Raw genomic sequence first — 17,736 nt, 5'->3', positions numbered from 1 at the left:
CGCCACGGTCCCCGGCCCTGGTGCTTCGGTTCACTTGGTTCACCCCCCCCCCCAGCGCTTCCGGCCTCCCCCTCCATGGCTGCCACACCTCTACACCGCAACCCTGAGCTGCTCGAGAGTCAACCGTCGGCGCCGACCCACCCCGTGCGTCCGGCGCCGATGTTCGAGCTGATTCCCTACGAGCGTTTCCGCGACACCCCCAGTGTGCGCTTCTTCGACATCACCGTGGCCGCGTCCAACGCCCGCGACCTGGTGGTGCACTCCGGCCCCGCCGTCTCTCCCCCCGACGACGACAGCGGAGCCTGGCAGTTCTATCTGCATCCCCACCAGGAGGACAACCTGCTGGCCCTGCATGGCGGCCGCACCTTCTTCCTGGTGAATTTCGGCTGGAACTATCCCTTCCACATCGTGCGCCTGGACACCGGCGGCGACATCCTGCGCATCCCGCCCGGCACCTTCCACCGCTCGGTGTCCGATCCGGATGGTTCGGTGGTGCTCAATCAGGCGGTGCGAGAGGAGAACGCCAGCCTGGTGCGTGAATTCCGGGTGTACAACAGCAGTCGCATCCCGCGCCTGTTTGCCACCACCTGCAACACCGCACCTCTGCCGAAGCTGCACGGGCTCAACTGGTAGGCGGGATTCAGGGGGGAGCTTGGGTCTGGGGGAGACCAGAGGAGCAGGTCAGGGGCTGGGCTGAAACGCGCTGAAGTCCACCCCGTGACCGGCCGACACCGTTCCGGTGATGCTGTGGGTGGCATCGAGCATCTCGGCTTCAATCTGCCAGTCGAACGTGCTTTCCACTCCCGGGGGGCCTGAGAAGCTGCCGGTGATGGCGGCGGTGAGCTCTGGCTTGGAAGAGGTGGCCAGGGTGATGTAGCGGTCGTCGATGATGCCCATGCCGCTCGGGTCCACCCCCCGCCAGCCGGCACCGGGCAGGTACACCTCTGCCCAGGCGTGCAGGTCGTAGCGCTTGGGCTTGGGCTCCACCAGGTGGTAGCCGCTCACGAATCGCGCCGGCAGCCCCACGCAGCGGCAGGCCTCCACCATCAGCATGGCCAGGTCGCGGCAGGAGCCCACCCGCTCCTTGAGGGTGCGGCCGGCGGGCCAGGCCGGGCCCACGTGGCGCTGGTTGTACTTCACCCGGTCCTGGATCATTTCCACCAGCTGCTGCAGAAACATCAGCGCCCGCTGATCACTGCCCATCAGGGCCTCCTGGGCCAGGTCCACGGCCGCCGGATCGTGCTGACCATTGGGCAGCCAGCCGTTCAGCGATCCCATCAGGTCGCCGTTGAGGTGACCCACCGGATAGGGCAGATGGGGTTCGATCTCCTCCAGGCAGGCCTGCAGCAGCGGTGGCGTGTCCGTCTCCACGATGCTGGTGGCGCGCACCAGAAACTGTTCGCTGCCGCCCTGGAAACGGGCCCGCAGAATCTCATCGCCGCTGGCGGCCACCAACGGGTAGAGCCGGTTCGGCTCCGGGCTGATCTCCAGCCGGAAGTCCACCAGCCGCTGGAACCCATGACCCCTGGGCTTGAGGCAGAAGCGGTGGGCACCCAGCAGCACCGGAGCGCTGTAGCGATAGGTGAAGGTGTGGGTTACGCGAGCACGCATGCCGGATCGGTGCTGGCGGAGTGGAGGGTGGGAAGGGTGTCGTCGCCGGTGGCGATGAAATAGCGCCGCTCGATCAGCTCATGGAGCTGGTTGAGGTCGCCCTGCAGGGCGTCGATCGACTCGTGCAGGCCGCTGGCGATCAGATCATCGATGCGGGTGTAGCTCCAGCGCGCCAGGGTGATGCCGCTGAGGCATTCGAGGTCGTCGGGCACCCCCGGCAACGCCTGCCCGCCCACGATGTGCAGGGTTTCGTGGATGCGCTGCAGGCAGTAGCGCACCGAGCGGGGAAAGATCGGATTGAGCAGCAGGAAGGCGGCTACCGCCTTGGGTTCGATCGCCTGCTGGCGGGCCTGTCGGAACATCTGGTAAGCGCCGGCGCTGCGCAGCAGGGAGATCCACTGCAGTTCGTCGAGCACGCCGCCCACCTCATCGGGGGAGGGCAGCAGCAGGAAGTACTTCACATCGAGGATGCGGGTGGTCTTGTCGGCCCGCTCCAGTAGCCGCCCCAGCCGGCTGAACTGCCAGGAGAGGTCGCGGCTGAGGGTGGCGTCGGTGATGCCATAGAAGAGCTGGCAGGCCCGCCGGATCTCGCGCAGCACCTCCTGGGGCTGCTGACGCCAGAAGCTCTCGTTCTCCTGCAGGGTCCAGTAGATGTCGTTGATCTGCTCCCACATCTCCGTGGTGATCACCTCACGGATCTGGCGGGCGTTCTCGCGGGCGTGGCGGATGCAGTTCACCACGCTGCTGGGGTTGTCCTCCGCCGACACCAGAAACGCCACCACCTCGTCGGGCGTGCCACGGGGATAGAGAGAGTCGAACAGTTCCCGGTCACCGCTGGCATCGATCAGGGGCAGCCAGGGCTCGGCGCTGCCCGGTGGGCAGTCGAGGGCCATGGCCTCGCTCACCTCCACGAAGCGGGAGATGTTCTCGGCCCGCTCCACATAGCGGTTGATCCAGTAGAGGGAGTCGGCGACGCGGCTCAGCATGAGGGCTCTCCCACGATCCAGGTGTCCTTGCAGCCTCCACCCTGGGAGGAATTCACCACCAGTGAACCGCGCCGCAGGGCCACCCGGGTGAGACCGCCCGGACTCACCCAGGTGCCCTTGCCCCGCAGCACGTAGGGCCGCAGGTCCACGTGGCAGGGAAACAGTTCGCCGTCGCTGAGCGATGGCACCGTGGACAGCTCCAGGGTGGGCTGGGCGATGTAGTTGCGGGGGTGGGCCTTGATCTTCTCGGCGAACTCGGCGATCTCCTCCGGCCCGGCATGGGGGCCGATCAGCATTCCGTAGCCGCCGGCCTCGGCCACCGCCTTCACCACCAGCTCCTTGAGGTGGGCCAGCACGTAGGCCTGGTCGTCGGGCCTGGCGCAGATGTAGGTGGGCACGTTCTCGATGATCGGCTCCTGGTCGAGGTAGTAGCGGATCATCTCCGGCACGTAGGCGTAGATGAGCTTGTCGTCGGCCACACCGGTGCCAGGGGCGTTGGCGATCGCCACCCGGCCGGCCCGATAGGCCTCCATCAGGCCCCGCACCCCCAGGATCGAATCGCTGCGGAACACCGCCGGGTCGAGGAAGTCGTCGTCGATGCGGCGGTAGATCACATCCACCAGTTCCAGGCCACTGGTGCTGCGCAGCCACACGCGCTCGTCCTGCACCACCAGGTCGCGGCCCTCCACCAGCTGGATGCCCATCTGCTGGGCCAGGTAGCTGTGCTCGAAGTAGGCGCTGTTGTACACCCCGGGGGTGAGCAGCACCACGTTGGGGGTTTCCGTCCAGGGGGCCAGTTCGCGCAGGCTGCGCAGCAGATGCGAGGGATAGTCGTCGATCGGCTGCACGGTGCGCCCGGAGAACAGGCTGGGGAACATGCGCTTCATCACGCGGCGGTTCTCCAGGAAGTAGGCCACTCCCGAGGGGCAGCGCAGGTTGTCCTCCAGCACCCTCCAGGTGCCCTGGCCGTCGCGCACCAGGTCGAGCCCGGAGATGTGGCACCACTTGCCCAGGGGTGGCTTGAAGCCCAGCAGCTGGGGACGCCAGCCCTGGGAGCTGACCACGTCCTCCCGCGGCAGCACTCCGTCGTTGAGGATCCGCTGCTCGCCGTAGACGTCGGCCAGGAACAGATCGATCGCCTCGAGCCGCTGCAACAGCCCGCGCTCGAGCAGCTGCCAGTCGCTGCTGCTGATCAGGCGGGGCAACGGATCGAAGGGCAGGATCCGCTCCACACCGCGCTCGCCGGAGTCGTTGAGGCGGAAGGTGGCCCCCAGGCGCTTGAGCAGGTTGCCGGCCGCGGCGTGGTTGCGGTTCAGCTCCTCCAGGCCCAGCTGACCGAGGGAGGAGAGCAGGGGCCGCAGGGCACTGCGCGGTTCGTCGAAAGCGCTGAAGTATTCGTCGTAGCCGTGGCGCGGTCGGTAGTCAGTGAACATGGCTGGCCAGGGCTGCACCTTCGGATCATCCGAGAGCAGGTGGGGCCTCTCTGGTGTGGGTTGTTACGAAACCCCCATCCCCCTCACAGCAGGAAATAGCGCTGGGCCATCGGCAGCACCTCGGCGGGCTCGCAGGTGAGCAGCTCCCCATCGGCAAACACCTCGTAGGTCTGAGGGTCCACTTCAATGCTGGGCAGGGCGTCGTTGTTCTTCATCGCCGCCTTGCCGATGCCGCCGCGGGTGTTGACCACCGGCACGCAGGGCCGCTTCAGGCCCAGCTGGCGGGGGAGGTCGGCATCGAGGGCAGCCTGGCTTACAAAGGTGAGGCAGCTGGGGGCCAGGGCGGCCCCAAAGGCCGCGAACATGGGCCGCCCGTGCACCGGACCGGGGGTGGGGATCGAGGCGTTGGCATCGCCCATCTGGGCCCACACGATCGAGCCGCCCTTGATCACCAGCTCCGGCTTCACCCCGAAGAAGCCCGGCTTCCACAGCACCAGATCGGCCAGCTTGCCCACCTCCACCGAGCCGATCTGGGAATCGAGCCCGTGGGCGATCGCCGGGTTGATGGTGGTCTTGGCGATGTAGCGCTTGAGGCGGGTGTTGTCGTTGCGCCCACCGCCCGTCGCGGCGTCTTCGGGCAGGGGCCCGCGCTGCACCTTCATCTTGTGGGCGGTCTGGAAGGTGCGGGTGATCACCTCGCCCACCCTGCCCATGGCCTGGGAGTCGCTGGCGATGATCGAGAAGGCGCCCAGGTCGTGCAGGATGTCCTCGGCGGCGATCGTTTCGCGGCGGATGCGCGATTCGGCGAAGGCCACGTCCTCCGGGATCCTGGGATCCAGGTGGTGGCACACCATCAGCATGTCGAGGTGCTCCTCAAGCGTGTTGCGGGTGTAGGGCCTGGTGGGGTTGGTGCTGCTGGGCAGCACGTTGGCCTCGCCGCAGATCTTGATGATGTCGGGGGCGTGGCCGCCGCCGGCCCCCTCGGTGTGGAAGGTGTGGATCGTGCGGCCGCCGATGGCGCGGATCGTGTCCTCCACGAAGCCCGCTTCATTGAGGGTGTCGGTGTGGATGCACACCTGCACATCCAGGTGGTCGGCCACCGTGAGGCAGCAGTCGATCGCCGCCGGCGTGGTGCCCCAGTCTTCGTGCAGCTTGAGGCCGCAGGCACCCGCGCGCACCTGCTCCTCGATCGCCTCGGGGGTGGAGGCGTTGCCCTTGCCGTAGAAGCCGAGGTTCACCGGCAGCCCCTCGGCGGCCTGGAGCATGCGGGCCAGGTGGAAGGCGCCGGGGGTGCAGGTGGTGGCATTGGTGCCGGTGGCCGGGCCGGTGCCGCCCCCCAGCAGGGTGGTCACGCCGCTGGCCAGGGCCGTTTCGATCTGCTGGGGGCAGATGAAGTGGATGTGGGTGTCGATCGAGCCGGCGGTGAGGATGTGGCCCTCGCCGGCGATCGCTTCGGTGCCGGGGCCCACCACGATCGTCACGCCCGCCTGGGTGTCGGGGTTGCCGGCCTTGCCGATGGCGCAGATGCGGCCGTCGCGCAGGCCGATGTCGGCCTTCACGATCCCCCACCAATCCAGGATCAGGGCGTTGGTGATCACCGTGTCCACCGCCCCTGCGGCGCGGGGTGTCTGGGCCTGGCCCATGCCGTCGCGGATCACCTTGCCGCCGCCGAACTTCACCTCATCGCCGTAGACGGTGAAATCCTTCTCCACCTCCAGGATCAGCTCGGTGTCGGCCAGCCGCAGCCTGTCGCCGGTGGTGGGGCCGTAGGTCTCGGCGTAGGCGCGGCGGGAGATGCGGTAGGGCATGGGCTGTCTCGCTGAGCGGATTAATCGAGGGGGCCGTTCACCAGGCCGTTGAAGCCCACCACCCGGCGGTCGCCGGCGAAGGGCACCAGGTTCACGCTGCGGCTGTCGCCGGGCTCGAAGCGGATCGCCGTGCCGGCGGGGATGTCGAGCCGCAGCCCGCGGGCGGCCTCGCGGTCGAACTGCAGGGCGCCGTTGGCCTCGTGGAAGTGGAAGTGCGACCCCACCTGCACGGGACGGTCGCCGGTATTGGCCACCTGCACCGTGGTCACCGGGCGGCCGGCGTTGAGCTCGATCTCGCCCGGTTCGGGCATCAATTCGCCGGGAATCAGAGGGGCCATGGGCTTGCGGGCAGGGGGATTCAGCGGATCGGGTCGTGCAGGGTCACCAGCTTGGTGCCGTCGGGGAACACGGCCTCGATCTGAACCTCGCTCACCAGCTCAGGCACCCCCTCCATCACCTGCTCGCGGCTCAGCCAGCCGCTGCCCTCCTCCATCAGCTGGGCCACGGTCTTGCCGTCGCGGGCCCCTTCGAGCACCAGGAAGCTGAGCCAGGCCACCGCCTCGGGGTGGTTGAGCCTGAGGCCGCGGTTCAGGCGCCGCTCCGCCAGCAGGGCGGCGGTGACGATCAGCAGCTTGTCCTTTTCCTGGGGGGAGAGATGCATCCTGGAAGTGATCCGCCCGGGGGATCGGGGGCCTGCAGGCCAGTGACCGCAGGCTGACATGAAACCGGAACCACAGCACCCTGCCAGCCCCGCCGGCTACAGCCGGTTCAGGCCGAACCTTCAGCCAGCCATGGGTCTTCCTGAAAGGGCCACACCCGAGGCAGCTGGGGCGATTGCAGCCCTCGGCAGCGGCGGGTGAGGGCCCACAGCCGCGTGAACCAGTAGCGGGCGGCCTGGGACGAGGCGCCGCGGTAACGGGCGATCAGGCCCTGGCCCAGGCAGCCCACCGCCATGTCCCCCGCCAGTCCCTGGCGGGCGGCCCGGGCCTCGCCGGCCAGTTGCGCCAGCAGCTGGCCGGGCAGCCCGTCCGGGGCGGCCCACACCAGGGAGCCCAGCACCGGCTGGCCGTCCATGCCGTGGGGGCTGGCCAGGGCCTCGCCCTCCAGGCTGAGGCGATCCACCAGCTCCCAGCGCCGTGCCCCTGCCGCATCCGGGCGCAGGATCTCCAGGCTGGAGCGCCAGCAGCCCGCCCCCAACCCCTCGCCGGCGGCACTGCGGCCGAGGCGCACCACCTCCGCCCCCAGCCAGCTGGCCCCCGCCGCCAGCTGCACACGGCAGTGCTGCTCGAACAGCCCGTCGGCATACACCACCAGTTCCTGGGGCAGCCACTCCAGGTCTGCCCCCTCCCCCAGCTGCATGGTGAGCTGTTGGCGGACCCATCGGGGGCTGGCCTGCAGCCGGCGGAAGCGGCCCACGGAGCCGTACACCTTCTGGGCGGCCACGGTGGTGAGCAGGCCGCGGCTGCCCGCGCGGGCCTCCAGCTCCAGGTCGAGCTGGTCGCCGCCCACCAGCCCTCCGGCCGTGTGCAGCAGGGGCAGCTGCAGGCGCCGGTCGGGGCCGCCGTAGGCCCGCTGCCACTTCAGGGGCGCCGTGGCTCCGCAGCGGTAGCGGCCGGGCTCTGCCTCCAGCCGCAGCCAGGCCCGGGCCTGCCAGCCGGCGGGTGCCTCGGCCGTTGGCAGAGCCTGGGATGGGGACTGATCCATGGCCCGACCCTGGCAGAGCGGCGGCGGCCCGTGCTGGGATCGGCAGCGCAGGGCGCGCCACAGGTTGGGCATGGCCATCACTCCTCCGGTTTTCCGCCGCCACCACGCCGGGCCGCCGCCGGCGCTGGCCACCTGCTGGCAGCTGCCGCTCACGGCCGAGGAGCGCTGCCGCTGCCGGGGCCGCCGCCGCTGCGCCGGTGGGGAGGAGGTGCTGCTGCAGTTGCCCCGTGGCGAGGCCCTGCAGCCGGGTCAGTGGTTGTGCAGCGACGATCCGCAGGCGCCCTGGCTGCAGGTTCAGGCGGCTGCCGAGCCCCTGTTGCGGGTGCGCGCGGGTGATCAGCTGGCCCTGCTGCAGGCGGCCTATCACCTCGGCAACCGCCACGTGGCGCTGCAGATCCACAGCGCTGAGCTGCGCCTGCTGGAGGATCCGGTGCTGGCCCATCTGCTGGAGCATCGCGGCCTCCAGGTGGATCGCCTGACGGCGCCGTTTCTACCCGAGGCCGGGGCCTACGGCCGGGGACCCAGCCACAGCCATCCCCACAGCCACAGCCATGATTCCGGAACAGGGGAGGCCTGAGGGGAGGCGATGGGCCTGGAGCTGTTGCGCCTGTTTCAGCTGGTGAGTCCGGCTCTGCCGGTGGGGGCCTTCTCGTACTCCGAGGGCCTGGAGGTGCTGGTGCAGGCCGGCCGGCTCAGCGCGGCCCCCGCTGTGCGGGCCTGGCTGGAGGCGGAGCTGCGCCGGGGGCTGGTGGCGGTGGAGGCGGCCGCCCTGCCGGCGCTGATGGAGGCCCTCGCCCGCGGCGACTGGGATGCTGCCGGCGACCGCGACGGCTGGCTGCTGGCCCAGCGGGAGGCTGCCGAACTGCGGGCCCAGCAACGCCAGATGGGGCAATCGCTGCTGCAGCTGCTGGCCGATCTGGGCTGGCCCCTGCCGCGGCCCCTGCCCCTGGGCTTCACCGGCGCCTGGGCCTGGGCTGGCCTGTGCCTGGAGCTGGCGCCACTGCCGCTGCTCGAGGCCTACCTGCACGGCTGGACGGCCAACCAGCTCAGTGCGGCGGTGCGGCTGGTGCCCCTCGGCCCCACCGAGGCCCAGCGGTTGCAGCTGGGCCTGGCCCCTGTGATCGTCGAACGGGCGGAGGCCCTGCTGGCTTCCGGTGTGGACCCTGCGCCATGGAATGCCGGCGTGGGGGCCGGCCTGGCCCAGCTCCGCCATGCTGAGCTCTATTCCAGGCTGTTTCGCAGCTAGAGCGAGGGCTCGCCGATGGGGAGACAGGGCTGATGAGCAAGCTGCGGGTGGGCGTGGCCGGGCCGGTGGGCTCCGGCAAGACGGCTCTGGTGGAGGCCCTGTGCCGGCGGCTGCGGGATCGGCTGCAGCTGGGGGTGGTGACCAACGACATCTATACCCAGGAAGACGCCCAGTTCCTCACCCGCGCCGGCGCCCTGGAGCCCGAGCGCATCCGCGGCGTGGAAACCGGCGGCTGTCCCCACACCGCCATCCGAGAGGACTGCTCGATCAACCGGGCCGCCGTGGCGGAGCTGGAGCAGGCGTTTCCCGATCTCGATCTGGTGCTGGTGGAGAGCGGCGGCGACAACCTGGCCGCCAGTTTCAGCCCCGAGCTGGTGGACCTCTGCATCTACGTGATCGATGTGGCCGCCGGCGACAAGATCCCCCGCAAGGGCGGACCCGGCATCACCCGCTCCGACCTGCTGGTGATCAACAAGATCGACCTGGCACCCATGGTGGGGGCGAGCCTGGAGGTGATGGAGCGCGACACCGAGCGCATGCGCGGTGGCCGCCCCTGGTGTTTCACCAATATTCGCAGCGGCGAAGGCGTGGATCAGGTGACGGCCTTTCTGCTGCAACAGCTACCAAATTGAGCGTTAAACCGGTTGATTTTGTGGTTTGTTCGCGGCTTTGCGAAGGCGACCTGGCTTTTGGTGACGCTTGTTACAAGTGGGGCGGCGGGCCTTCTTTACCTTGACTTTGCCTTCAGCGTCACGACTGGCTTCCTGTCGCTGCTTTCACTGAGCTCAATCTCAGATTGATCTGAATGATGCCTTCTATCAAGATTCGCCGCATTGCTGCTGGCGCTGCCTTTTCCGTGGTTGCCTTTTCCCTGGCTGCCTGTGGCCCCGGTGATCAGGCCGCCGGTGATTTCGACGATACCGTCAAGGTGGGGATCCTGCATTCCCTCACCGGCACCATGGCGATTTCGGAATCCACCTTGGTGGATACCCAGAAAATGGCCATTGACGAGATCAATGCTGCCGGTGGTGTGGAAGTTGATGGTAAGAAATACAAGATTGAATACATTGTTGAAGACGGCGCCTCCGACTGGCCGACCTTCGCTGAAAAAGCAGCCAAGCTGATCGACCAGGACGAAGTCCCTGTGGTCTTCGGCGGCTGGACCTCGGCAAGCCGCAAGGCGATGCTGCCGGTGTTTGAGTCGAAAGATGCCTTCCTGTATTACCCGATTCAGTATGAGGGTCAGGAGTGTTCTCGCAATATCATGTATACAGGTGCCACTCCGAACCAGCAGTCTGAGCCGGCTACCGCCTTCATGTTCAAGGAGTCACCGGCGGCAGGGAAGCCATTCTATCTGGTGGGCTCAGATTATGTGTTCCCCCGCACGTCCAACACAATTACCAAGGAACAGCTGAAGTCTCTTGGTGGCGAAGTTGTGGGCGAAGATTATCTGCCCCTCGGCAACACTGAGGTTGCTCCCATCATCGCCAAGATCCGCACGGCTCTTCCTGATGGCGGCGTGATCATCAACACCTTGAATGGTGATCAGAACGTTGCCTTCTTCAAGCAGATTCAGGACGCTGGCATCACGCCTGCTAATGACTACTACGTGATGAGCTATTCGATTGCAGAGGAGGAAATCGGTCAGATTGGCCCTGAGTTCCTTGAGGGTCACTATGGCGCCTGGAACTACATGATGTCGATCGACACGCCCGCATCGAAAACGTTTGCGGAGAACTTCAAGAAAAAATATGGTGACGATCGTGTTGTAGCGGACCCCCAAGAGTCGGCATACAACATGGTTTATCTGTGGAAGAAGGGTGTCGAGAAGGCTGGCACGTTCGATAATGCAGCAGTGCGGGCAGCCCTCATTGGCATCAAGTTTGATGCGCCGCAAGGTCCGATTGAGGTGCGTCCGAACCACCATATTTCCCAGACTGTGCGGATTGGCGAGATCACAGCAGATGGTCAGTTCAAAATCATCGAAGAGAGTGACGGCCCAATCGATCCCCAGGCCTGGAACCAGTTCGAACCCTCCTCCAAAGGATATGCCTGCGATTGGTCGGATCCTAGCAAAGGTGAGCGATTCAGGCTTTGAGGTGATGATTTGGTCTTGAACCCGATCTCCCTCTAGGGCTGACTCTGGAGAGGAGGCTTCAGGGCTTCCTCTCTTTTTTTAGATCTTCACATTGTGGGCTGTGCAGCTACTTGTTGAAAGTCTGTTTAATGGCATCGCAATCGGCTCCGTGCTGTTGATCGCAGCTCTGGGTCTTGCCATTGTCTTTGGTCTGATGGGTGTGATCAATCTCGCCCATGGCGAATTGATTATGCTGGGGGCCTACACCACCTATGTGGTGCAATTGATTTTCCGTTTGCCACTTTTCCAGCCCTTCTTCGACGCCTACGTGTTGGTTGCCCTCCCGGCTGCCTTCCTTGTGAGCGGGGTGGTGGGGGTGCTGTTGGAGCGCACGGTGATTCGTCGGCTCTATGGCAACCCCCTGGAAACACTTCTGGCCACCTGGGGTGTGAGCCTGATCCTGCAGCAGTTCGTTCGCAGTGTCCCCCTGGCTTCGGCTACTGGCCTGGTACTGGCGCTGTTCGTGGGTCTGCTGGCCCCCGCGTTGCTGCCATCCGAGTTGATGGCCGGACCTCGAGGCCGGTTCACCAGCGCTGGCATCTGGGCTGGCGCCGCTCTGATGGGCGTGTTGGCAGCGGCGGGTCTGGGCTCGCTCGTGAGTTCTCTCTCCCGTGCCAATCCTCGCAATGTCGACGTCACCGCCCCTGCCTGGATGCGGGGCAGCCTGGATCTGGCGGGGCTCACGATGCCCGTGCCCCGTCTGGTGATCATCGCCATCACTGTGGTCGCGGTGCTGGGAATCGCCTGGTTTCTGGCTCGCAGCGTGTGGGGGATGCGCATTCGAGCGGTCACCCAGAATCGCCCGATGAGCGATTGCCTGGGCATCCCCACGGAAACCGTGGATGTGCTCACCTTCGGCGTCGGTTCCGGCCTGGCTGGGGTGGCAGGAGTGGCGGTGTCACTGTTGGGCTCGGTGGGTCCCAACGTCGGCACCTCCTACATCGTGGGCTGTTTCATGGTGGTGGTGCTCGGTGGTGTGGGCAACCTGTTGGGCACGGTGATCGCCTCATTGGTGATCGGCGTGATGACTGATCTGATCGGCGCCGGTCGATTGTTGACGGCTTGGCCTGGAATGCCTTCATCAATGGCAACGGTCGTCGACTTCTTTGCTACCACCAGCATGGCTCAGGTGTTGATCTTTTCGTTGATTGTGGTCTTTCTCCAGTTCCGTCCTGCCGGTTTGTTCCCCCAGAAGGGACGCCTGGTGGAGGCCTGATCCATGGTTGCTTCCTCCACCCTTCTCCCCCAACCATCGCGATGGGTTCGCGTTGCGATCTGGACTGTGATCCTGGCAGCTCTGATTGCTGCCCCGGCAGTCTTGCCAGTCTTCCGCCTCAATCTCCTGGGCCGTTTCCTGTCGCTGGCCATCGCAGCGCTCGGCATTGATCTGATCTGGGGGTTCACCGGCATTCTCAGCCTTGGCCAGGGCGTTTTCTTCGCCCTTGGTGGCTACGCCGTTGCCATGTTCCTGCAGCTGAACACATCGGCAGCGGCCGGCATGCTGCCTGAGTTTTTCCGGCTCTATGGCGTGTCGTCCCTCCCGTTTTTCTGGGAGCCCTTTCGTTCACCCGTCTTCACCCTGATCGCCCTCTGGCTGGTGCCAGCCCTAGTGGCTGCTGTGCTGGGTTATCTGGTGTTCCGCAACCGCATCAAGGGGGTTTATTTTTCGATTCTCACCCAAGCTGCACTGCTGGTATTCTTTAACTTTTTTAATGGTCAGCAGAAGTTAATCAATGGCACCAATGGCCTGCCCACCGATACCACGGTTCTGTTTGGCCAGTTGGTTGGTTCTGAGTCGATGCAGCGGGCTCTCTTCTGGATCACTGGAGTTCTGGTGATTTTAAGCTGGTTCTTTGTTCGATGGGTGGTTCGCGATCGGTTCGGTGATGTGTTGATCGCCATTCGTGATGATGAACCTCGCATCCGCTTCACCGGCTTCAACCCAGTCATGTTCAAGACGATTGTGTTCTCAATCGCCGGAGCTCTTGCTGGGATCTCGGGCGCCTTGTTTACGGTTCAGTCGGGGATTGTCACCCCTCAGTACATGTCGGTGCCATTTTCGATTGAGATGGTGATCTGGGTGGCCGTGGGTGGTCGTGGCACCCTGCTGGGCGCCATTCTTGGTGCTGTGGTCATCAACTACGGCAAGAGTCTTGTGAGTGAGGCCCTGCCTCAGAGCTGGCTTTTTATTCAGGGTGCCCTCTTCATACTGGTGGTTACTGCCCTTCCACAAGGTGTGCTTGGCTGGTTTTTTGCCGAAGAATTCCGTAATCTCCTGGTGCGCTGCGGATTGGCCAGGCCGCTCGCCACCTATCCCAGTCTCGAGCTCGATGGCCAGGAGGAGATCAAGCTATGACCGCCCCCCTGCTTGAACTGCGCCAGATCACCATCAGTTTTGATGGATTCCTGGCCCTTCGCGATCTCAACCTCAGCCTGCAGCCGGGTGAATTAAGGGCCGTGATTGGACCGAATGGCGCTGGTAAAACAACCTTTCTTGATGTGATCACCGGCAAGATCAAGCCCACCTCCGGGGATGTGGTGTTCAAGGGGCGCTCCTTGTTGCGCTACCAGGAATTCAGCATTGCTCGCCTGGGAATTGGTCGCAAGTTTCAGAGTCCCCGCGTGTTTCAACAGCTCACGGTCCGTGACAACCTTGCCCTGGCGGTGAGCCGTCCCAAGAATCCCTGGAGCTTGCTCACCAGCGGGCTGTCGCGCGAGCGGCGCGAGCGCGTCGACCAGCTGATGGAGGTTGTGGCCCTCCATCCACGAGCTGATCAACCGGCTGGATCCCTTTCCCACGGGCAGAAACAGTGGCTTGAAATTGCCATGCTGGTTGGTCAGGATCCCGACCTGCTGCTGGTGGATGAGCCGGTGGCTGGTCTCACCGACGAGGAAACTGACCTCACCGCTGATCTGCTCAAGTCACTGGCTGGTGATCACACCGTAGTGGTGATTGAGCATGATATGGAGTTCATCCGCCGGCTCGATACGCAGGTCACCGTCCTCCACCAGGGACATGTGCTTTGTGAAGGATTGATGGATGACATTCAGCGCGACGAGCGGGTGATCGAGGTGTATCTCGGTGGGTCAGATGATCACCAACTTGAGGAGCAGCAGTGATGACCCTGCTCGAGATTCATGGGGTGAACACCTACTACGGGGAGAGCCACATCCTGCGTGATGTGGATCTCACGGTGAATGCCGGTGAGATGGTCTGTCTGATCGGGCGCAACGGGGTGGGTAAGACCACCCTGCTGAAATCGCTGATCGGCCTGCTGCGGCCCCGCAGCGGCACGGTGTTGCTGGAGGGCAAGCCCATGGATCGGCTGGCTCCGCACCAGAGGGCCAGGGCCGGTGTCGGCTACGTACCCCAGGGGCGGGAGATCATCCCCCAGCTCACGGTGGAGGAAAACCTCCTGCTCGGCCTTGAGGCCCGCCCCGGCGGGCTGGGACGCCACCGTCAGATCGATCCGATCGTCTACGAGCTGTTCCCGATCCTCCGCGAGTTCCTGCCCCGCAAGGGCGGGGACCTCAGCGGCGGCCAGCAGCAGCAGCTGGCGATCGCCAGGGCCCTGCTGGGACAGCCATCGCTGCTGCTGCTCGATGAACCCACCGAGGGCATCCAGCCCAACATCGTGCAGGACATCGAACGGGCTGTGCGCCGCATCATCGCCGAGACCGGCATCGGCGTGCTGCTGGTGGAGCAGCATCTCAACTTCGTGCGCCAGGCCGACCGCTACTACGCCATGCAGCGGGGTGGGATTGTGGCCAGTGGCCCTACCGCCGACCTCAGCCAGGACGTGGTGGATCGCTTCCTCAGCGTCTGATCAGAGCAGCCGCTGCCAGAGCCTGGCTGCCTCTCCTGCCAGGGCCGAGGCCCAGCCCGCCTCCCCTTGCTGGGGCCAGGCGAGCGTCTGGTGCCCAGCCGGGCTGCGGAGCTGGTGGATGGGCCGGCAGCCGAGGCTGTTGAGCAGCAGTGCCCCGCGGCAGGTCGGCAGGTCGGCTGGGTGCAGAGCTGCCTCCTCAGCCAGGCTCAGGCCCAGGGCCCGTGCCCGCATCACCCCGGGCAGACAGCCGCTGGCCAGGGGAGGGGTGAACCAGTGGTCGCCGCGGCGCAGCAGCAGGTTGGCGGTGGTGGCGCAGCAGAGCTCGCCGCCGGTGCTCATGAGCAGTGCATCGTCGGCGCCAGCGGCGGCGGCCAGACGGCGGGCCTGGATGGCGTTGCCGTAGGCGAAGGTCTTGCATCGGTTCAGCAGGCTCAAGGGGTCCCGCCGTTCCGTGGCACTCACCAGCGCGGTGAGTGGAGCAAAAGAGGGCGCCGCTGGCGTGAGCTGCAGCCAGAAGCGGTGCCGGCAATGCTCCGGGATGGCGATGCCGCGGCTGCTGGCGGCTGTCGGGCTGCCGCGGCTCCAGTTGAGGCGCAGGGCGCCGGTGGTGATGCCGCTGCGCAGGATGGCCTCCTGGATCAGGGCCTCCACCCGGGCCGGATCCGGTGGCGGATCCATGGCCAGCAGGGCGGCAGCGGCGTGCCAGCGGGCCAGGTGCTCGGCCAGCAGCCGGGGGCGGCCATCCAGCACCAGCACGGTTTCGAAGATCCCGTCGGCCAGCAGCAGGGCCCGGTCGCTGAGCGGCAGTGCCAGGGCGTCGGGGCGGCCCCAGCGGCCCTCTGGCCTCGGGGCATCGATCCAGGCCAGGGCGGCTCCGGGAGACTCTCCAGGGGCGGTGCTGGCTGGTGGCGTCGGACTGACTGGCGATCCGGTCATGGTTGAGGCTTGCCGCCGAGGGCAGCCAGCAGCGGTTCCAGCTTCCAGCCCAGTTCCTCGGCCTCGGCCTGGGGATCGGAATCGGCCACGATGCCGCAGCCGGCATGGGCCCGCAGCGTTCGGCCAGCCACGAACAGGGAACGGATCAGGATGTTGCTGTCGAAGCCGCCGGCGCCATCGAGGTGGAACAGGGAGCCGCAGTAGGGGCCGCGGGCCACCGGCTCCAGTTCCCCCAGGCGCTGGCAGGCGCGGATCTTGGGGGCCCCGGTGATCGATCCCCCCGGCCAGCAGGCGCGCAGCAGATCCGCCGCCCCCAGGCCGGGCCGCAGCCGGCCCCGCACCACCGAGGTGAGGTGGTGCACCTGGCGGTAGCTCTCCAGCCCCACCAGCTGGGGCACCTGGATTGAGCCAGGCCTGCAAACCCGGCCCAGGTCGTTGCGCAGCAGGTCCACGATCATCACGTTCTCGGCCCGGTCCTTGGGGCTGGTGATCAGCTCGGCGGCCGCATCGGCATCGGCGGCGGCATCGGTGTGGCGGGGGCGGGTGCCCTTGATCGGGCGGGTTTCCACCTCTCGATCGGCGAGGAGGTGCAGGAAGCGCTCCGGTGAGGCCGACAGCACCGCTTCCCCCGCCGCCGCCGGCCCGCCGATGGCCAGGCCGGCGAAGGGCGCAGGGCAGTGCCGCCGCAGGCGGCCGTAGAGCTCCAGCAGCGTGGCGGCCGTGGGGGGCTCGGCCAGCTCCTGCTCGCAGCAGGCGGTGAGGTTGGCCTGGAACAGATCCCCGGCGGCGATGTGCTGCCGCACCGCCCGCACCTGGGCGGCGAAGCCCGCACGGCTGGTGTGCCAGTGCCAGCCCTCCAGGGGCAGCACCAGCGCTTCGGCGCCGCCGCTCTCCGCCAGGGCCTCCGCCGCGGCGTGCTCCAGCCGCTCGGCCAGCGCCTCCAGCCGCTGGGGGTCGTGGCCCTCCAGCCACAGCTGCCGGTGCTGGTGGTCGGCGATCAGCAGCGGGTCGGCCTGGATCGCCCACAGCACCGCCATCGCCGGCCGCTGCCAGTGGCGGGCCGGCTCCAGCCAGGCGCCGGCCTCGTAGGCCAGCCAGCCCAGCCAGGGCCGGCCGCTCGCCTCCAGCTGCGCCAGCACGGCGAAGGGATCCTCGGCGCCGGCATCCCCCGGCAGGCCCCGGCACACCCGCTCCTCCAGCGGCTCGAGGGCCAGCACGCTGCGCCGTCCCAGCGCCGAGCCGTCGCCGTCGAGCCACACCAGAGCCGGCCGCTCCAGCTGCGGCAGCAGCCGCTGCAGCAGGGCTTCGGGCTGGCACCAGGGGAGCTCCCGCCGCAGCAGAGGGCTCATGGCAACGGGGCGCCGGCCGCCGGGCTGGCCAGATCGGGCCGGCCCGCTTCGATCAGGGCGGCATCGCGGATGCGGCAGCTGTCGCACACGCCGCAGGGAACCTCGCCGCCGCTGTAGCAGCTCCAGGTGGCGGCGATCGGCACCCCCAGCCGCAGCGCCTCGGTCACGATGCGCGTTTTGCTCCACTGCACCAGCGGCGCCCACAGGCGCGCACCGCGTCCCTCCCGGCCTGCCTTGCTGGCCAGGTCGGCCAGGGTCTGGAAGGCGTCCAGGTAGTCGGGCCGGCAGTCGGGATAGCCGGAGTAGTCCACGGCGTTCACCCCCAGCACCAGCCGCTCGGCGCCGCGGGCCTCGGCCAGGCTCAGCCCCAGGGCGATGAACACCGTGTTGCGGCCGGGCACGTAGGTGCTGGGGATCACCCCCTCCTGCACCCCGGAGCTGGGCAGGGCGACGCCGGGATCGGTGAGGGCCGAGCCCCCCCAGGCGGCCAGGTTCACGGCGATGGTGTGGTGTTCGGCCAGCCCCAGCTCCGCGGCCACGGCGGCGGCGGCCACCAGCTCGCGCCGGTGGCGCTGGCCGTAGTCGAACGAGAGGCCGATCACGCGCCAGCCCGCCGCGATCGCCAGGGCGGCGGCGGTGGCGGAATCGAGGCCGCCCGAAAGCAGGGCGATGGCGGTGGGTTGCGCAGATGTGCTCATC

The 17,736-nt window shown here is 67.0% G+C and carries 19 protein-coding genes; 9 read left to right on the top strand and 10 right to left on the bottom strand.

The window, feature by feature from the left end; translation table 11 throughout:
• Window positions 1–159: 159 nt before the first annotated feature.
• Complete coding sequence (locus KBY96_RS06945; RefSeq protein ID WP_254978668.1) at window positions 160–633, top strand: redox protein; 474 nt, start codon at window positions 160–162, stop codon at window positions 631–633.
• 48 nt (window positions 634–681) lie between these two features.
• Here the strand turns inward: KBY96_RS06945 and KBY96_RS06940 are convergent, their stop codons facing one another.
• From KBY96_RS06940 to KBY96_RS06910, 7 genes are all read right to left on the bottom strand, one after another.
• A complete protein-coding gene (locus KBY96_RS06940; protein ID WP_254978631.1) occupies window positions 682–1,611 on the bottom strand; it encodes a transglutaminase family protein in 930 nt (309 codons plus the stop codon).
• Complete coding sequence (locus tag KBY96_RS06935) at window positions 1,596–2,597, bottom strand: alpha-E domain-containing protein (protein ID WP_254978630.1); 1,002 nt, start codon at window positions 2,595–2,597, stop codon at window positions 1,596–1,598. The genes KBY96_RS06940 and KBY96_RS06935 overlap by 16 nt, the downstream gene beginning before the upstream one ends.
• Window positions 2,591–4,030 carry a circularly permuted type 2 ATP-grasp protein gene (locus KBY96_RS06930; RefSeq protein WP_254978629.1) on the bottom strand — a complete coding sequence of 480 codons (1,440 nt, stop codon included), beginning with the start codon at window positions 4,028–4,030 and terminating at the stop codon, window positions 2,591–2,593. Before KBY96_RS06930 ends, KBY96_RS06935 begins: the two co-directional genes overlap by 7 nt.
• A gap of 83 nt (window positions 4,031–4,113) precedes the next feature.
• A complete protein-coding gene (gene ureC / locus KBY96_RS06925; RefSeq protein WP_254978628.1) occupies window positions 4,114–5,838 on the bottom strand; it encodes an urease subunit alpha in 1,725 nt (574 codons plus the stop codon).
• A 20-nt stretch (window positions 5,839–5,858) separates the two neighbouring features.
• Window positions 5,859–6,176: an urease subunit beta gene (locus KBY96_RS06920; protein ID WP_254978627.1), complete on the bottom strand. Its 318-nt coding sequence runs from the start codon at window positions 6,174–6,176 to the stop codon at window positions 5,859–5,861.
• Window positions 6,177–6,196: 20 nt separating this feature from the next.
• On the bottom strand, window positions 6,197–6,499 hold the full coding sequence (locus KBY96_RS06915) for an urease subunit gamma (RefSeq protein WP_254978626.1): 303 nt from the start codon (window positions 6,497–6,499) through the stop codon (window positions 6,197–6,199).
• A gap of 107 nt (window positions 6,500–6,606) precedes the next feature.
• Complete coding sequence (locus KBY96_RS06910) at window positions 6,607–7,614, bottom strand: urease accessory protein UreD (RefSeq protein ID WP_254978625.1); 1,008 nt, start codon at window positions 7,612–7,614, stop codon at window positions 6,607–6,609.
• Between KBY96_RS06910 and ureE the strand changes: the two genes are divergently transcribed.
• The 8 genes from ureE to urtE all read left to right on the top strand — a co-directional run bounded on the left by ureE (window position 7,613) and on the right by urtE (window position 14,752).
• The gene (gene ureE, locus KBY96_RS06905) at window positions 7,613–8,119 is read left to right on the top strand and encodes an urease accessory protein UreE (protein WP_254978624.1); all 507 of its coding nucleotides are present in this window, start codon (window positions 7,613–7,615) and stop codon (window positions 8,117–8,119) included. The genes KBY96_RS06910 and ureE overlap by 2 nt on opposite strands.
• A 9-nt stretch (window positions 8,120–8,128) precedes the next feature.
• Window positions 8,129–8,788 carry an urease accessory protein UreF gene (locus KBY96_RS06900; RefSeq protein WP_254978623.1) on the top strand — a complete coding sequence of 220 codons (660 nt, stop codon included), beginning with the start codon at window positions 8,129–8,131 and terminating at the stop codon, window positions 8,786–8,788.
• A 29-nt stretch (window positions 8,789–8,817) separates the two neighbouring features.
• Complete coding sequence (gene ureG / locus KBY96_RS06895; protein WP_254978667.1) at window positions 8,818–9,420, top strand: urease accessory protein UreG; 603 nt, start codon at window positions 8,818–8,820, stop codon at window positions 9,418–9,420.
• Window positions 9,421–9,596: 176 nt separating this feature from the next.
• Window positions 9,597–10,886, top strand: a complete 1,290-nt coding sequence (gene urtA / locus KBY96_RS06890; RefSeq protein WP_254978622.1) for an urea ABC transporter substrate-binding protein — start codon at window positions 9,597–9,599, stop codon at window positions 10,884–10,886.
• Between the two features lie 100 nt (window positions 10,887–10,986).
• On the top strand, window positions 10,987–12,141 hold the full coding sequence (locus tag KBY96_RS06885; RefSeq protein WP_254978621.1) for an ABC transporter permease subunit: 1,155 nt from the start codon (window positions 10,987–10,989) through the stop codon (window positions 12,139–12,141).
• Between the two features lie 3 nt (window positions 12,142–12,144).
• Entirely contained in the window at window positions 12,145–13,281 is a 1,137-nt protein-coding gene (urtC, locus tag KBY96_RS06880; protein WP_254978620.1) for an urea ABC transporter permease subunit UrtC, read from the top strand.
• Complete coding sequence (gene urtD, locus KBY96_RS06875) at window positions 13,278–14,045, top strand: urea ABC transporter ATP-binding protein UrtD (protein WP_254978619.1); 768 nt, start codon at window positions 13,278–13,280, stop codon at window positions 14,043–14,045. The genes urtC and urtD overlap by 4 nt, the downstream gene beginning before the upstream one ends.
• Window positions 14,045–14,752, top strand: coding sequence for an urea ABC transporter ATP-binding subunit UrtE (gene urtE / locus KBY96_RS06870; RefSeq protein ID WP_254978618.1), 708 nt, complete (start codon window positions 14,045–14,047; stop codon window positions 14,750–14,752). Before urtD ends, urtE begins: the two co-directional genes overlap by 1 nt.
• Here the strand turns inward: urtE and KBY96_RS06865 are convergent, their stop codons facing one another.
• Genes KBY96_RS06865 through queC form a run of 3 tightly spaced genes read right to left on the bottom strand, consistent with a single transcriptional unit; the run spans window position 14,753 to window position 17,735 of the window.
• The gene (locus KBY96_RS06865; RefSeq protein WP_254978617.1) at window positions 14,753–15,688 is read right to left on the bottom strand and encodes an aminotransferase class IV; all 936 of its coding nucleotides are present in this window, start codon (window positions 15,686–15,688) and stop codon (window positions 14,753–14,755) included.
• Entirely contained in the window at window positions 15,685–17,037 is a 1,353-nt protein-coding gene (locus KBY96_RS06860; RefSeq protein ID WP_254978616.1) for an anthranilate synthase component I family protein, read from the bottom strand. Before KBY96_RS06860 ends, KBY96_RS06865 begins: the two co-directional genes overlap by 4 nt.
• Complete coding sequence (queC, locus tag KBY96_RS06855; RefSeq protein WP_254978615.1) at window positions 17,034–17,735, bottom strand: 7-cyano-7-deazaguanine synthase QueC; 702 nt, start codon at window positions 17,733–17,735, stop codon at window positions 17,034–17,036. The genes KBY96_RS06860 and queC overlap by 4 nt, the downstream gene beginning before the upstream one ends.
• Window position 17,736 lies beyond the last annotated feature (1 nt).

This window comes from Cyanobium sp. ATX 6A2 (assembly GCF_024346355.1).
In the GTDB taxonomy this organism is placed as follows: Bacteria; Cyanobacteriota; Cyanobacteriia; order PCC-6307; family Cyanobiaceae; genus NIES-981.
The sequence above is the reverse complement of the archived record's forward strand: the minus strand, read 5'-3'. Positions and strand labels throughout refer to the sequence as shown.

Excerpts from the sequence above, each read along its gene's own strand:
- KBY96_RS06945 (WP_254978668.1), top strand. The coding sequence starts at position 160 with ATGTTCGAGCTGATTCCCTACGAGCGTTTCCGCGACACCCCCAGTGTG.
- KBY96_RS06940 (WP_254978631.1), bottom strand. The coding sequence starts at position 1,611 with ATGCGTGCTCGCGTAACCCACACCTTCACCTATCGCTACAGCGCTCCG.
- KBY96_RS06935 (WP_254978630.1), bottom strand. The coding sequence starts at position 2,597 with ATGCTGAGCCGCGTCGCCGACTCCCTCTACTGGATCAACCGCTATGTG.
- KBY96_RS06930 (WP_254978629.1), bottom strand. The coding sequence starts at position 4,030 with ATGTTCACTGACTACCGACCGCGCCACGGCTACGACGAATACTTCAGC.
- ureC (WP_254978628.1), bottom strand. The coding sequence starts at position 5,838 with ATGCCCTACCGCATCTCCCGCCGCGCCTACGCCGAGACCTACGGCCCC.
- KBY96_RS06920 (WP_254978627.1), bottom strand. The coding sequence starts at position 6,176 with ATGGCCCCTCTGATTCCCGGCGAATTGATGCCCGAACCGGGCGAGATC.
- KBY96_RS06915 (WP_254978626.1), bottom strand. The coding sequence starts at position 6,499 with ATGCATCTCTCCCCCCAGGAAAAGGACAAGCTGCTGATCGTCACCGCC.
- ureE (WP_254978624.1), top strand. The coding sequence starts at position 7,613 with ATGGCCATCACTCCTCCGGTTTTCCGCCGCCACCACGCCGGGCCGCCG.
- KBY96_RS06910 (WP_254978625.1), bottom strand. The coding sequence starts at position 7,614 with ATGCCCAACCTGTGGCGCGCCCTGCGCTGCCGATCCCAGCACGGGCCG.
- KBY96_RS06900 (WP_254978623.1), top strand. The coding sequence starts at position 8,129 with ATGGGCCTGGAGCTGTTGCGCCTGTTTCAGCTGGTGAGTCCGGCTCTG.
- urtA (WP_254978622.1), top strand. The coding sequence starts at position 9,597 with ATGCCTTCTATCAAGATTCGCCGCATTGCTGCTGGCGCTGCCTTTTCC.
- urtC (WP_254978620.1), top strand. The coding sequence starts at position 12,145 with ATGGTTGCTTCCTCCACCCTTCTCCCCCAACCATCGCGATGGGTTCGC.
- urtD (WP_254978619.1), top strand. The coding sequence starts at position 13,278 with ATGACCGCCCCCCTGCTTGAACTGCGCCAGATCACCATCAGTTTTGAT.
- urtE (WP_254978618.1), top strand. The coding sequence starts at position 14,045 with ATGACCCTGCTCGAGATTCATGGGGTGAACACCTACTACGGGGAGAGC.
- KBY96_RS06865 (WP_254978617.1), bottom strand. The coding sequence starts at position 15,688 with ATGACCGGATCGCCAGTCAGTCCGACGCCACCAGCCAGCACCGCCCCT.
- KBY96_RS06860 (WP_254978616.1), bottom strand. The coding sequence starts at position 17,037 with ATGAGCCCTCTGCTGCGGCGGGAGCTCCCCTGGTGCCAGCCCGAAGCC.
- queC (WP_254978615.1), bottom strand. The coding sequence starts at position 17,735 with ATGAGCACATCTGCGCAACCCACCGCCATCGCCCTGCTTTCGGGCGGC.